The organism is Vreelandella andesensis, from assembly GCF_003989795.1.
GTDB lineage: Bacteria > Pseudomonadota > Gammaproteobacteria > Pseudomonadales > Halomonadaceae > Vreelandella > Vreelandella andesensis.
Genome location: NZ_RZHG01000015.1, coordinates 1 through 13,750, shown reverse-complemented (window position 1 = coordinate 13,750; position 13,750 = coordinate 1). Strand labels below are relative to the sequence as shown.

General features: G+C 56.0%; 12 protein-coding genes. 4 read left to right on the top strand and 8 right to left on the bottom strand.

Annotation, left to right across the window (positions count from 1 at the left end):
• Positions 1 to 69 precede the first annotated feature (69 nt).
• The 8 genes from ELY33_RS07390 to ELY33_RS07355 all read right to left on the bottom strand — a co-directional run bounded on the left by ELY33_RS07390 (position 70) and on the right by ELY33_RS07355 (position 10,506).
• On the bottom strand, positions 70 to 1,386 hold the full coding sequence (locus tag ELY33_RS07390; protein ID WP_126946188.1) for an HlyD family type I secretion periplasmic adaptor subunit: 1,317 nt from the start codon (positions 1,384 to 1,386) through the stop codon (positions 70 to 72).
• A complete protein-coding gene (locus ELY33_RS07385) occupies positions 1,383 to 3,521 on the bottom strand; it encodes a type I secretion system permease/ATPase (protein ID WP_126946185.1) in 2,139 nt (712 codons plus the stop codon). The genes ELY33_RS07390 and ELY33_RS07385 overlap by 4 nt, the downstream gene beginning before the upstream one ends.
• Positions 3,508 to 4,962: a TolC family protein gene (locus ELY33_RS07380; protein WP_126946182.1), complete on the bottom strand. Its 1,455-nt coding sequence runs from the start codon at positions 4,960 to 4,962 to the stop codon at positions 3,508 to 3,510. The genes ELY33_RS07385 and ELY33_RS07380 overlap by 14 nt, the downstream gene beginning before the upstream one ends.
• Before the next feature lie 36 nt (positions 4,963 to 4,998).
• A complete protein-coding gene (locus ELY33_RS07375; protein WP_126946179.1) occupies positions 4,999 to 5,778 on the bottom strand; it encodes a SapC family protein in 780 nt (259 codons plus the stop codon).
• A 58-nt stretch (positions 5,779 to 5,836) separates the two neighbouring features.
• On the bottom strand, positions 5,837 to 7,048 hold the full coding sequence (locus ELY33_RS07370) for an MFS transporter (RefSeq protein ID WP_126946176.1): 1,212 nt from the start codon (positions 7,046 to 7,048) through the stop codon (positions 5,837 to 5,839).
• Between the two features lie 77 nt (positions 7,049 to 7,125).
• Positions 7,126 to 7,557, bottom strand: coding sequence for a DNA polymerase III subunit chi (locus tag ELY33_RS07365; RefSeq protein WP_126946173.1), 432 nt, complete (start codon positions 7,555 to 7,557; stop codon positions 7,126 to 7,128).
• A 154-nt stretch (positions 7,558 to 7,711) separates the two neighbouring features.
• Positions 7,712 to 8,833: a branched-chain amino acid aminotransferase gene (locus tag ELY33_RS07360; RefSeq protein ID WP_126946170.1), complete on the bottom strand. Its 1,122-nt coding sequence runs from the start codon at positions 8,831 to 8,833 to the stop codon at positions 7,712 to 7,714.
• Between the two features lie 152 nt (positions 8,834 to 8,985).
• Complete coding sequence (locus ELY33_RS07355; protein ID WP_126946167.1) at positions 8,986 to 10,506, bottom strand: leucyl aminopeptidase; 1,521 nt, start codon at positions 10,504 to 10,506, stop codon at positions 8,986 to 8,988.
• A 152-nt stretch (positions 10,507 to 10,658) separates the two neighbouring features.
• On the opposite strand from ELY33_RS07355, the gene lptF reads away from it, so the two are divergent.
• From lptF to ELY33_RS07335, 4 genes are all read left to right on the top strand, one after another.
• Complete coding sequence (lptF, locus tag ELY33_RS07350; protein ID WP_126946164.1) at positions 10,659 to 11,738, top strand: LPS export ABC transporter permease LptF; 1,080 nt, start codon at positions 10,659 to 10,661, stop codon at positions 11,736 to 11,738.
• Between the two features lie 15 nt (positions 11,739 to 11,753).
• Positions 11,754 to 12,818, top strand: coding sequence for an LPS export ABC transporter permease LptG (gene lptG, locus ELY33_RS07345; RefSeq protein WP_126946161.1), 1,065 nt, complete (start codon positions 11,754 to 11,756; stop codon positions 12,816 to 12,818).
• Between the two features lie 31 nt (positions 12,819 to 12,849).
• Positions 12,850 to 13,341 (top strand): RDD family protein, encoded by a 492-nt coding sequence (locus ELY33_RS07340; RefSeq protein ID WP_126946158.1) that lies wholly within the window; start codon positions 12,850 to 12,852, stop codon positions 13,339 to 13,341.
• A 180-nt stretch (positions 13,342 to 13,521) separates the two neighbouring features.
• A partial coding sequence (locus ELY33_RS07335) for a helix-turn-helix domain-containing protein (protein WP_167470059.1) occupies positions 13,522 to 13,750 on the top strand: 229 nt, incomplete at its 3' end.

The following is a 13,750-nucleotide window of genomic DNA, read 5'->3' as shown; positions in this document are numbered from 1 at the left end:
AAAAAATGGTGCCAAGTATACCGCGAACGACCCCCTGGCGTCAGGGGCGTTGATGAAACCGCGCGTTGGTTAATCGCGCAGGGCGCGGTCGCGTACTTTCACCACGGGCTCCATGAGGTAGTCCAATATGCTGCGCTTACCGCTGAGAATATCGATTTCCGCCACCATGCCGGGAATAATCGCCAGCGGTTCATTGTCGGCGTCATAAAGATAGCCGTCGGTGCGCACTTCCACGGGGTACATAAGTTCACCGCTTTCCGGCATTTGAACGGCGTCGGCGGCAATAGTGACCAGCTCACCATCCAAGCCGCCGTAGCGGGCAAAGTCGTAGGCAGTTAGCTTCACCTTTACCGGCTGGCCAGGGTAAAGGAAGGCGATATCCGAGGGACGAATATGGGCTTCTACGACCAAGGTGTCGTCGGCAGGAACCACTTCCACCAGCGGCTCACCTGAGCCTGCGACGCCGCCGACGGTGCTAATATGCACTTGATTAACGACCCCCGCGACCGGTGAACGAATGGTCGTGCGTGCCACCTGATTCGCTCGGCCGGGAAGGGTCTTTTGTAGCTCCGCAGCCTGGGAGGTCGCTTCTGCCAGTTGAGCGAGCGCATCGGCTTCAAAGGCGTTGCGGGCGGCTGTTTTGCGGTCTTCAATTTCAGCAATGGAGGATTCCGCGCGGGCCACGGCGCTTTGTTGGCGGGCGACTTCGCCACGTAGTTCATTAAGCGATTGACGTATTCGCAGCAGCGAGGTTTCAGGTTCAATGCCGCGCTGGGCCAGCGGCTGAATAATGGCCAGCTCACGTTCGGCCAGTTGCACGCCGGAACGGGCAGTGCTTAGCGCGGCTTCAAGCTCAGCTTTTTCCTGACGGCGCTGATAGCCTTGCTGTTCTAGCACTTGAAGTTCGGCGCTTAGCTCCAGTTGACGCCCGTGAAACAGGCGGGTTTCACTCGCGGCTACGCTGGGGGCACCTTGGCTGAGTGTGTCATCCAGTGTTAAAGGAGTTTGGTTAATTTCGGCTTCCAGGCGTTGCAAACGCAGTTGCAACGAACGCAGGCGCTGTAAGCTCTCTTCGTAGTCACCTTCCAGTGTGCCACCACTCAGCACCATCAGCGTGTCGCCTTGTTCGACGGTATCTCCACGGCGCACGTTAATTTCAGTCACTACGCCGCCCTCTAGGCTTTCCACGACTTGCAGGCTGCGCGAGGGCACGACTTTACCTTGGCCTCGGGTCACTTCGTCTACTTCCGTGAGATAAGCCCACAAAAAGCCAATTACTAAAAAGCCAATAATGCTGAGCAGCAGCAGGCTGCTGGCAATCGGGCGCTTGGCGCGGCCATGGCGCACAAAATGTTCAAAATCAAGTTGTGAAGTCGGGCGGCTCACAATGTTGTTCCTTCACGCGTACGGTGGGGCGCCGCTTCAACAGGGCGCATCACCTGGGCTTTAGGGCCATCGGCAATAATCTGGCCTTGATCAACAATAATCACGCGATCAACTAGCGCTAACAGGCTGGTGCGGTGCGTCACGATGACCAGGGTTTGCGACTGGCTAGCAGCGCTTAGGCGTGCAATAACCTCTTTTTCGGTTTGAATATCCATGGCGCTGGTCGGCTCGTCCATCAGCAACATTGGGGGTGCTCCCAGCAGCGCGCGGGCAAGGCAGATGAGCTGCCGCTGGCCACCGGAAAGCCCTTCGCCGCGCTCACCAATGGGCATGTCGTAGCCCTGGGGGTGGCGGGCGATAAAGTCGTGGGCACCGGCCAGTTTGGCCGCTTGGAGAATTTGCTCATCAGTGGGGTGGTGGGCACCAATAGCAATATTCTGGCGAACGGTACCGGAAAACAGCCACGCTTCCTGCAGCACGCTGCCAATGTTGTGGCGTAAATCTGCGGGGTCGATTTGGCGAATGTCGGTGTCGTCTACCAGCACCGCGCCTTTTTCCGGTGGGTAAATGCCGAGCAGTAGCCGCGCCAGGGTACTTTTCCCGGAACCCACGCGGCCCAGTAGCGCAACTTTCTCACCAGGCTCGATGGTCAAGTTGATATTGGCCAGTGCCGCAGTGGTTTGCTCTGGATAGCGAAAACTTACGTCTTGCAAGCTGATTTTGCCTTCAAGGGTAGGGCGGCTTAAGTAGTGACGACCAGCCGGGCGCTCGGAAGGCATATTCATGAGCTGATCGAGCGCGCGGTAGGAGGTGCGGGCTTGGTTAATGCGGGTCATGGTTTGTGCTAACTGTGCCAGCGGCGCGAGTGCCCGTCCGGTTAGAATCACACAGGCGATCATTGCCCCCATGGAAATCACGCCATCTCCCACTAAAAATACCCCGTACACCACGATACTCACCTGGGCAGCTTGCTGGGCGAACGCGGTGGCATTCAGGGCGAACTGTTGAATAGCGCGGCCTTTTCGACCCACGTTAGATTGCTGCTGAACACTCTCTTCCCAGCGCTGGCGAATCATGGGGGCAGCACCGCTGGCTTTAATAGTTTCCAATCCCGCCACGGCTTCAATCAACACGCCCTGCTTGGAACGACTCTCTTCAAACGCTTGGCCGGAAAGGCGTTTAAGGAAAGGCTGCACGGCAAGACCAATCAGCAGCACCAGCGGCACGGCAATCAGCGGCACCATAAAGAGCGGTCCACCGATCAGATAAATGACGCCGATAAACAGAAAAATAAACGGCAAATCGACGAGGGCTACCAGCGATGCCGAAGCGAAAAAATCGCGCAGCGACTCAAACTCCCTCAGGGTATTGGCAAACCCACCGGTAGACCCGCGCTTGGCGCTCATTTGTAGATTGAGCACATGGTCGAAAATACGCCTGCCCATGCGCAGGTCGGCTTCTTGGCCTGCTCGTTCAATAAACAGCTGGCGCAGCGTTTTTACCGCAAAATCAAACAGCAAGGCGATGCTGACACCAATGGTCAGTGCAACCAGTGATTCAATGGCCTCGTTCGGCAACACGCGGTCGTAAACCACCATGATAAACAGCGAGGTGGCAAGCCCAAGAAAGTTGGTTAACGCAGCGGCAATCACCACTTGGGTGTACACCCAACGGTTAGACGAGAGTGCGCTCCAAAACCAGTGGCCACCCTGTATCGCTGGTTCACTATTCAGTGTTACCGGCCGGTAGCGGGCGCGCACCGCAATTAAGTGACCGATGTACTCTGCTTGCAGCGCATTTAGCGCGGTTTCGACCGGCTGGTTACCCAATGCCGGATCGAACAGCGCAAATCGCTCATCATCAATGCGCTCGATGATCACCACGGCGCGGCCGTTTTTTAACAGCGCGACCGCTGGTAGCAGCGAATTACCCAGGGTTGCCAGTGTGTGTTCCCCCAGGGCGGCGACCATGCCGTGTCGCTCGGCAGCATCAATAAAACCGTCGGGGGTGAGCGGGGTGCCTGTGCCTACTCGTTGGGCACGAATAGCGGCTTCAGACACCGGTAGTTCAAGCCGCGTTGCCACAAACGTCAGGCATTGTTCAAGGGCATCCGAGCGGGGGTTAGCGGCGTTCAAGGTGAATCTCCATCACATCGAGTAACTGCCCGGTCACCGCGAGCTGCTGAAAGCTAGCTTGCTCCCAACGCACGCGGCGGTTGATCAGTTCTAGTGCGGTTTGGAATAGATCGCGCTGGGCATCCAGCAAATCGTTAATGCTGCTTCTTCCCACAGCGAACTGATCGCGATAGGCCAGCAGGGCTTCTTCTTCAGCGGCTAGCGTAGCGGTTTGTGCTTCCAGCTCCGCTAGGCGGGTACGCGTATCGGTATAGGCAGAGCGGACTTCCCGCTCCAACTCGCGATGCAGCGCTTGGCGTTCAAATTGGCTCTGCTGCTGACGTTCAACCGCCTGGGCAATTCGCGAGGAGGTCGCGCCGCCGCTATAAGGCGTGTAATCAAGATTAAACAGCAGCGCCACGTCGTTATCGGATTCGTTGAACTCATTCACATCGAATTGGCGACCTTCTACAGCCACGCTCAGGCTGGGTAATCGAGCGTTGCGAGTGGCTTGAGCCTCGGCTTCGCTGGCCTCGCTAGCCAGGGTTTGGCTGCGCAGCGAAGCGTTGCGGGCAAGGGCGTTATCCAGCAGTTGGTCGGCACTGGCCTCGCTTAGCAGCGCACCTCCTTGGGGTAGGGCCAGCACGTCGGGTGTGGAGAAAAACGCTTCTTGGTAGACGTTCATCGCGCGGGCTAGCTCACCCTCTAAAGAGATTAGCCGGGAGTTAGCGTCGCTTAAGCGGCTTTGGGCACGTAGCACATCGGCTCGCGAACCAGCGCCTGCCTCGCGGCGCAGTTGAACGTCTTCAAAAATACGCTGATGCTGCTGCACATTGTGTTCGGCCAACTGGCGCTGGGCGGTAACGCGGGCAACATCCAGATAGGCGTTCACAGCATAAAGCACTTCTTCTTCGACACTGGCGTGGGACTGCCAATAAGCCGCTTCAGCGCTAAGATCGGCCGCGCGAATGCGCTCGCCACTCGCGCCAAAATCTACCAGTAGCTGGCTGAGCGTGACGACCGCATCGACGCGAGAGCCACGGTCGGGCAGTGATTCGGTGCGTTGCAAGTCATTACGGTACTCAAGCCCAGCGTTCACCTGGGGGCGACGCACGGCGCGCACTTCATCAATTTGTAACACCGATTCACGTTCACGAGAGCGCTGGGCAAGAATCCGCGGTTGTTGCTCTAGGGCCTGTTGGATCTTTTGGCGTAGAACGCCTAGCGCTGGGGTAGCTTCGGTTGGCTGACCCGTGTGCCAACGAAAGCGCGTTAGCAGTTGCGACAGTTCCGGCGAAAAGGCAGGGCCTTTCAGGGATGAAGCGGGCAATGGCGGGGCTGCGGTAAGCGTTTCATCAAACGCCGTTTGAGCTAACAGTAATGGGCTTGCCAGCAAAAGCGCAGCGGCCACGCTGCTGAGTAGTCGCCATTTGCGTGGCCGCGTATCAACATTAAAAGACATTCACTTTCCTGAATAACGTCGGTGCTTGGCACCCAATTAAGAGGGATCCGGCCATTGATAGCGCTCTTCATTGCTGAACGCTTCCTGCCACTCGGAAAGAGGGCGGGAAGGAGATTCTGCCAGCGGCGGTGTTGTTGGCCGCTGAAAGAGGCTGCGAAGAACGCCAAGTTGCTGTTGGGAAATGAGCTGAGCGTACACTAAAGGGACGGCATCCAATTGCCAGAAAAGCCCCATTTGTTCAGTGGATAGCGCCTTCCAAGCGGGCTCATCAATTTGATATAACGGCGCGCTGCCTTGATAGCCTTCTGGCAGCCAAGGCGTGAGTAGGTTGGCATTGGCCAGGGCTTCAAGCTGCTGGGCAACTCGCTGGCAACCGGTTTCCCGCTGCTGGAGAAACGCCAGTACGTGTTGGGGAAAGCTGGCTAGCTCGCCGTGTTGATTAAAGAACGGTTCGGCATCCAGGCGCGATACCACAAAGGGGGAGTGCTGATCGATGCAAAGTGTTTCAGGGGTATCGGCAGACAGCCCAAACGGATGGCTGCGTAGCACGGCGGGCACATAAGCTGCGCGCCAGCGCCCTTGGCTATCGACCATAAGATTTTGACTATCGCGCAGCCCCAACAGTGCGACAGCCTGCCAGCCTTGTGTTGTTTGGTTAAATCCAATAGGAAAACAGGCAGCGGCGTGACGTAATTCGGTCGCTGCTAGGCTTGCCTGGGTGATGTGCTGAGCAAAATGGTAGGCAGTAAAACGTTGCCACATCAAACCGCCATGGTGCTTAACGTTAAGCGGCACCCAGTGGGCAGCGTTGGCCATAGGAAAACCTTTAGGGTGTTGTTAATAAGGCGGCCACCTTACCAAAAACACGTGTTATTCATTTACTCGAAGAGAGCCCACGCATGGCGATTAATCCAAGCACTGGGCCAGGCAGAAGCCACCAGATCACCCAGGGGCCTTGGCTTGCCCACAGGGCGGTGACCAGGGCAATGGAAGGTATCGTTAGGCCAAAGCCAACAGCATTCATCATGGCAAGTGCCGCGCCGAGGCGCTCAGGTGGGGCGGCGGCCGACGCCAGCGCGGAAAACTGCGCGGAATCGGCAATCACGCTAACGCCCCAAATTCCTAGCAGGGTTAGCAGCAGCCAGGGCGATGTGCCACTTAAGAGCGGGTAGGCTAAACAAAGCATGCCGGAAGTGGCTAATGCGACAAAGGCCACCCGTGCGCTGCCCACACGGCGGCTCCAGCGGCCAGCCCATACGCAGCCAGGCAGGCCCAAGGCAATGACGGCAAAACTGAGCCATGGCTGCAGGCCCGGCGCGGCGGCTAGTCGCTCTAGCTCTCTAGCAACTAAAAACGGCACCAGCGCCCATAGGGCGTATAGCTCCCAACAGTGGCCGAAGTAGCCCAGCGCCGCTGCGCGGAAATACTTTTGTCTGAAAGCAGCAAGCCCCGCCCAAGGGCGTCCTCCGCTGGCTTTGGCAGGCAGGTGTGGCCCAACGCCTAGTTTAAAAATCATCAGTGCGGCGAGCAGCGCAAGGGCAGAGGCCAGTAGCAGTGGCCACTGCCATGGCAAGTGCAGCGTTAGCCCGCGCAGTAGATGCGGCGAGGCAATGCCCAGCGTCAGCATGCCCACTAGCCAGCCCAATGCAGCGCCTGCGTGGGTGGGCGTCCAGCTCACCACCAACTTCATCCCAAGCGGATAGATACCGGCAAGACACAGCCCAACCAAAAAGCGTGCCGCTGCGGCTAAGCTGATGCTCTCGGCCACCCCAATAAACGCCGCATTAATCAGCGCGCCTGCTACCGCAGAAATAGCAAACAAGTGACTGGCGCGCACGCGGTCGGCAAGGCCGGTGGTGGCAATCAACAGCGTGCCAATAATAAAGCCTGCTTGCACCGCAATCGTGAGCAGTCCCAAATCGCTTTCACTCAAGCCCACAGCCTGCTGAAGCGCAAGCCCAACGCCGTTAACGCTGAACCAGAGCGATGTGCCGAACAGTTGCGCGATGACGATCACCGCCAGTGGGGCGCGCGCCAAAAAAGCGTTAGATGGTTGATTGGAAGCAAGCCGAGAGGGAAAACGCATTTGTGACTCTTCCGCTGAAGGGGGTATGTGGGGCGCTGCCGTAAGCTGTTGGGAATCATTGGACAGAAGGCGGAAGATTACCCCAACTTATGCGGCACCACCTCATGGCCCATTTCTTTATAGCGCTGCCAACAGGCGCGCTTGGCGACCAGTACCTGCTGGTGCTGGTTGATAATTTCGGCAACGCGGGCGTAATGTTCCACGCCTTCGGGAATGTCGGGGTGTAAGTTCAGCAGTGCGGTGTCTTGCGTGGGCACGGGGAGTTGTTGCCAACCTAGCGTAATTGGTACGCTGGCGGCCATGTCGCTGTCTTCCAGTGCGTGAGGTAGATAGGCATCTTCACGAAACTGCCAAAGGGCCTCATCGGCCTGTTCGGCTAGGGCTTTATTTTCGCAGTGTAGGTGTAACCGATAGCCTTTGCGGTGAATGGTCTCGGCAAGCTTGCAGGCAAACTGCAGGCGCGCTTCCAGGGTGGTGTCGGGAAGGATATAAAAATCGATACGTGCCATCGAAGGCTCCAGCGGTGTTAACACGCTTAAAAGCTTCGCCTCCGCTGTCAGCGGCGACGAAGCTTTCAATTATACCAGCCGATTGATACCGGCTGGTTTTACCAACTGGTTTTTTACCAACTGGTTTTTTACCAACCGGTTTATACCAACTGGTTTATACCAACCGGGTGAGCCAGCCGTACTTGTCTTCACTGCGGCCATATTGCAGATCAAGCAGCGTTTTGCGGATACGCTTAGCGATCTCGTTGTTGCCGTCGCCTTGTAAACGAATACGCTCGTTTTCGGTGACCAGTTCGCCGACCGGGGTAATAACCGCTGCCGTGCCGCAGGCGAACACTTCGGTAATCTCGCCGGACGCTGCGCCTTCACGCCATTCGTCGATGCTGATGGCACGCTCTTCCGGTGTTAATCCCGCATCTTTTGCCAGCGTAAGTACGGAGTTGCGAGTCACGCCTTCCAGAATGGTGTCAGTGAGACGAGGCGTTACCAAACGACCATCTTTATAAACGAAGAACAGGTTCATACCGCCTAGTTCTTCGATCCATTTGTTTTCAGCGGCGTCTAAGAAGGCCACTTGGCTGCACCCGTTTGCGGCAGCTTCTTTCTGGGCAGCTAGCGAGGCCGCGTAGTTGCCGCCACACTTGGCAAACCCGGTGCCGCCAGGGGCGGCGCGCTTATAGTGAGACGAAAGCCAGATTGACACCGGTTCAATGCCGCCCTTGAAGTAAGCCGCTGCCGGTGAGGCAATCACGTAGTAGTCCACTTCATGGGACGGACGCACACCTAAAAAAGCCTCAGAGGCGATCATAAACGGGCGCAGGTAGAGACTGCACTCGTCGGCATCGCTAGCGGGCGTGGGCACCCAGGTATGGTCTTGGGCCAGCAGCGCCTTCAGTGAACCGATAAAATCCTCATCGGAAAGCTCAGGTAGTGCTAAACGGCGAGCGCTGCGGCGGAAACGCTCAGCGTTTTTCTCCGGGCGGAAGGTCCAGATAGAGCCATCGGCATGGCGGTAGGCTTTAATGCCTTCAAAAATTTCCTGACCGTAATGCAACACAGAGGCCGCTGGGTCGAGAGTTAGCGGGCCGTAAGGGCGCACTTGATGGCCGTGCCAGTCAGCGTCGACTGTCCAGCGGACGTGGGCCATATGGTCAGTGAAGTGCTTGCCAAAACCGGGGTTTTTTAAAATGTTGTCACGGATCTCATCGGCCATCGGTTGATTGGACGGTAGTATTTCAAAATGAGATGTAAGCTGGGTATCTGAAACTGTGGGCACGGCGTATTCTCTCCGCTATAGCCTGGCCCCGAAGGGCAAATGTTAGTGTTTATTAGGTGTAGCGTGCGCCCTGAAAACAGCGCGCACGCTAATGCCCTTAGATGTAACGTCTACGTCAACGAATGGCAACCGTTGGTCGCCTGATTGTGATGTTAGTCGTCGCTATTTTCTACTTGGGCTTCGGCCTCACGATCAAGCAAGTACTGGGTTAACAGCCCTACCGGGCGGCCGGTGGCACCTTTTTGCTTGCCGGAATGCCAAGCGGTGCCGGCGATATCCAGGTGTGCCCAGGGGAAGTGGTCGGCAAAGCGCGATAGGAAACAGGCGGCAGTGATGGTGCCCGCTGGTTTGCCACCAATATTAGCCAGGTCGGCAAAGTTGGAGTCCAGCTGCTCCTGGTACTCATCCCACAGCGGCAGATGCCAAGCGCGATCCCAGGCCGCTTCGCCAGCGTCCAATAGGTCTAGCGCGAGATCATCGTCGTTGGAAAGCAGCCCCGTGGCGTGGTGGCCCAGGCCAATAATGACCGCGCCGGTCAAGGTTGCGATATCGACCACGCTTGCCGGGGTGAAACGCTCGGCGTAGGTAAGTGCATCGCACAACACTAGCCGACCTTCGGCGTCGGTGTTGAGCACTTCAACCGTCAAGCCTTTTAAGGTTTTGATAATATCGCCGGGTTTGGTGGCCGCACCGTCAGGCATGTTTTCAGCAGCGGCAACAATGAAGACTACATTCAGCTTGGGCTTGATAGCGAGCACAGCGTTTACGGTGCCGAATACGCTGGCTGCGCCGCCCATATCGAACTTCATTTCATCCATGCCTTCGCCGGGCTTCAGCGAAATACCGCCGGTATCAAACGTGATGCCTTTGCCTACCAGCACATGGGGCGCTTCTTTGGGGTTTTCCGCCCCCTGGTACTTCATTACGATCAGCCGTGTTGGTTCTTGGCTGCCGCGCCCAACGGACAACAGTGAGCCGGCTCCCAGCGTTTCTAGTGCCTCTTCATCCAGAATCTCAACCTCAAGTGCGCCTTGAGAGTTGCGACCCAGCTGCTCGGCCTGCTCGGCAAGGTAGCGAGGCGTGCAGACATTGCTCGGTAAGTTGCCCAGCGTACGGGTGACGTTGATGCCCTGGCCAATGGCGGAACCTAGAGCTGCTCCTTGTTTGGCCAATGGTGCTTCGTCGGCATCGCTGACAATAAGATTCAGCTTGGTCAGGCTGGGGGCTTTTGCGGGTGACGATTTGAATTGGTCAAAGCGATAGATGGCGCGTTCAGCCGCTTCCAGCGTTTTACGGGCTTTCCATGCAGTATCGCGATCGCCTAAAGGAACGTCAGTAAACGTTGTACTAGCTTCATCAATCGACAGCTTGGTTAACGCTGTCATCGCGGCGTCTAGCGCTTTAATAAACGCTGCTTCCTGACATTTGGCACGTTCGCCCAGGCCAACGAGCAACAAACGTTCGGCGCCCAGGCCCGGCGCAAAAGGCACGAGCTGAACATTGCCTAGCGTGGCATCAAAGTCGCCACGGTCAAGTAACTGGCCAATTAGCCTTTCGCTCGCGTCATCTGATTTGGCGACGGCGGGCAATAAGTCGCCACTTTTAAAGACAGGCAGAACGAGGCAAGCCGTTTCGGCTTTGGCTGGGTTCGCGGTCTGAACGGAAAATTCCATGACGTCTCCAACAAGACAAGCATCGAGTGATTCGGGATAATACCTCGCTACTTGAGTTTTAATAGCTGCTTAGATTTTGGTAACAGTCTTATTAGTGTACCCAAGCCATGGGCGCATTGCATTGCAACCTGCGCTACTAGCCGGAGAGTGCGTTGATTTTATTTCGGTACTTAACTCGCGAAGTGTTACTGACCATGTCTGCAGTGGCTGGAATTTTGCTGCTGGTCATCATGGGCAGCCGTTTTATTCGCTACTTCTCTGATGCGGCAGAGGGCGACATTCCTGTCACTATTCTAGGCAGCCTGATGGTTTTTCACCTGCCTGGATTTATGGAGCTAATTCTACCACTGTCATTTTTCCTGGGAATTTTGCTGGCCTATGGTCAACTTTATATGAATAGCGAGATTACGGTGATGGTGGCTTGTGGCATGAGCCCTATGCGGCTGCTGCGAGTAACGCTGTTGCCAGCGTCGGTGGTGGCGGTGCTGGTAGGGCTTTGTAGCTTGTGGTTAACGCCTGCGGGCGCCCTACAAACTGAGGCCGCGCTTGAAGAACAACGCAGCCGGTTGGATGTGTCGGTGTTAGCACCAGGGCGCTTTCAAGATTTCGGTGGAGGGCGCACTGCCTATATCAGCGACTTCAGCAGTGATGGCACTAAAATGCAGGAAGTGTTGGTTCATGAGCTGCCCGTTGCTGGGGCGGAAAAGACCCATAGCTACGTGACCCGGGCAGGCTCTGGTTATCAAGAAACCAGCATAGAAACCGGCAGTCGTTTTCTAGTGTTGGAAGATGGCGAGCGCTATGGCGTGACGCCAGGCAAGCACACCGCCGAGCGGTTAACGTTTGAGCGCTACACGCTGCGTCTGGGCTTGAGCCGGAATCGACAAGAGTTGGATTCATTAGAGTACGCGACCACGACTGAGCTATGGAATGACCCCAGCCCTCGGGCCCAAGCGCAGTTTCAGTGGCGAGCGGGGTTGCCGCTAATGGTGTTTGTTTTGGCGCTACTGGCTCAGCCGCTTTCCAGAGTAAACCCACGCCAAGGACGGTTTGCCAAACTGTTGCCAGCGGTTTTCCTTTATGTCGCCTACTTAAGCCTGCTATTGGCCGCAGTGGATGCCATTGGAAGCGGCTCGCTAGCGGTTGTTATTGGTGTTTGGCCTGTGCACGGGCTGTTCTTGGCGCTTGGCTGTCTGCTGTTATGGCACTCGCAACGTAAAGGAATGCGCTAATGAAGGGGCTAACTCATGCTTGCTGATCGTCTTGATCGTTATATCGCCCGCAACGTATTGGCGGCCATAATTGTTGTTCAGTTCGTCTTACTTGGCTTAGATATCACCATTGCCTATATCGGTGATTTAAGCGATACCCAGGGTGATTATTCCGCCCTGGATGTGCTGATTTATTTGGGTATGCGACTGCCCTGGCGTTTTTATCAATATGCCCCGGTCGCGGTATTGATTGGCGCACTGATTGGTTTGGGGAGCATGGCCTCTAGCAATGAATTAACGGTGATGCGCGCGGCTGGTCGGTCGCTTGCACGGATTGTTTGGGGCGTCATGAAACCGGTGTTGGTAGTGGTAGTGGTGGTACTACTGGTCGCTGAATTTGTATCTCCCCGCACCGAACAATTTGCCGAGGCATGGCGCTTAGAGCAACGCCAGGGAGAAGGGGCACAGCTAACTAGCCGCAGTGGTTGGCAGTTCGAAGGAGAAAGTGTGTATCGCTTTGGCGCTATTCGTGCGGATAACGTGGTGCTGGACTTAACGCGCTATCGATTTAACGAGCGTCGGCTAATTGAAGCCACCCATGCGAATCGCGCGCATTGGGAAGAGGGGGCATGGCAGCTTGAGGGCGTTACCACCACGCGTATTTTTGATGACCATACGGAATCGGACTATCAGCAACGCGCAGGCTGGGATACAGCATTAACGCCTACCCAATTGGAGCGCTTGCTGCGTGATATTGAAAGCCAAGCGCCTAGTGAGTTGTGGGCGTACGCCCATTTTTTGCAAAGCCAAAATCTCCAAGCTGACCAGCCGTTGCTCTACTTCTGGCAAAAGGTGTTAATGCCGCTAACGATGGGATCGCTGGTGTTAATCGCCGCTTCCTTTGTGTTTGGCCCATTGCGCACGGTGGCGGCGGGAACGCGAGTGTTTTACGGCGTGGTGACAGGTCTTACTTTTAAGTATGTACAAGACCTGCTGGCACCGGCGTCAACTATCTTTGGTTTTTCGCCTGTGTGGGCCGTGTTGGTGCCAACCCTTGCCTGCGCGGTGGTGGGTATTTATTTCTTACGCCGCAACGGCTAGTTGGGGCTGTGATACATGAAAGAGGATGAGCATGGTGACAAGCAAGGTGACGAGAACCCGACGCTTTACCCAATTAGATAGCGTATGGCCTGCTGGGTTAAGCCGTCGTTTGGGTGCGATGCTATATGACGGATTTTTGGTGACGGCCATTTGGATCGCGGTGACGGTGGTTCATTTGGCATTTTTTCGGTTCGTGTTGGGGCAGCAGGCTGATGAGATAGGCACAACGTCGTTCGATATCTGGAGCCTAAGGTTGATGCTGGTGTTTTTTGTCACGCTGTTCTTTGTTTATTCTTGGCGGCGTGGCGGCATGACGTTAGGCATGCAAGCATGGCGGCTAAGGGTGCAAACCAACGATGGTCATGCGATTACGCTTAAGCAAAGCCTAATTCGTTGTGTAACAGCCTGGCTTTCCCTGGCCGCGTTTGGTATTGGCTACTGGTGGGTCTTGTTTGATCGGGAACGTAGAAGTTGGCCAGATATTGCCTCTAATACGCAAACCGTCGTACTACCGAAAAAATAATTTCACCGTCTGCTTTGCCAAAAATAGTGCTATGACAAGACGTTATCCGAGGGCTTTTTTTTATCGATAAGCGCGGAATACTCCATCCAAGTAACCGCATTGGGTGGGGATGAATAGCGCGGCGTCCGCAGGACGCCTTGTGCATTGCTTTCTTACATAAAGTAGGTTAAATTGTAAGACATGAAAACCGAACGCGCTTTCAAATATCGCTTTTACCCCACGCCCGAGCAGGCCGCCCTGCTGGCGCGGACGTTTGGGTGCGTGCGGTTTGTTTGGAATGCGGTGCTACGCTACCGCACCGATGCGTTCTACGAGCGCCAGGAAAAGGTTGGCTATAACGACGCCCGCGCGTTCTTAACGCAGTTAAAGAAGCAGCCGGACACGGCCTTTCTGGCCGACGTCAGTTCGG

What these genes read in the sequence shown, in the direction of transcription:
- ELY33_RS07375 (WP_126946179.1), bottom strand. Translation starts at nt 5,778, where the DNA reads ATGGCCAACGCTGCCCACTGGGTGCCGCTTAACGTTAAGCACCATGGC.
- ELY33_RS07380 (WP_126946182.1), bottom strand. Translation starts at nt 4,962, where the DNA reads ATGTCTTTTAATGTTGATACGCGGCCACGCAAATGGCGACTACTCAGC.
- ELY33_RS07355 (WP_126946167.1), bottom strand. Translation starts at nt 10,506, where the DNA reads ATGGAATTTTCCGTTCAGACCGCGAACCCAGCCAAAGCCGAAACGGCT.
- ELY33_RS07365 (WP_126946173.1), bottom strand. Translation starts at nt 7,557, where the DNA reads ATGGCACGTATCGATTTTTATATCCTTCCCGACACCACCCTGGAAGCG.
- lptG (WP_126946161.1), top strand. Translation starts at nt 11,754, where the DNA reads ATGCTTGCTGATCGTCTTGATCGTTATATCGCCCGCAACGTATTGGCG.
- ELY33_RS07340 (WP_126946158.1), top strand. Translation starts at nt 12,850, where the DNA reads ATGGTGACAAGCAAGGTGACGAGAACCCGACGCTTTACCCAATTAGAT.
- ELY33_RS07370 (WP_126946176.1), bottom strand. Translation starts at nt 7,048, where the DNA reads ATGCGTTTTCCCTCTCGGCTTGCTTCCAATCAACCATCTAACGCTTTT.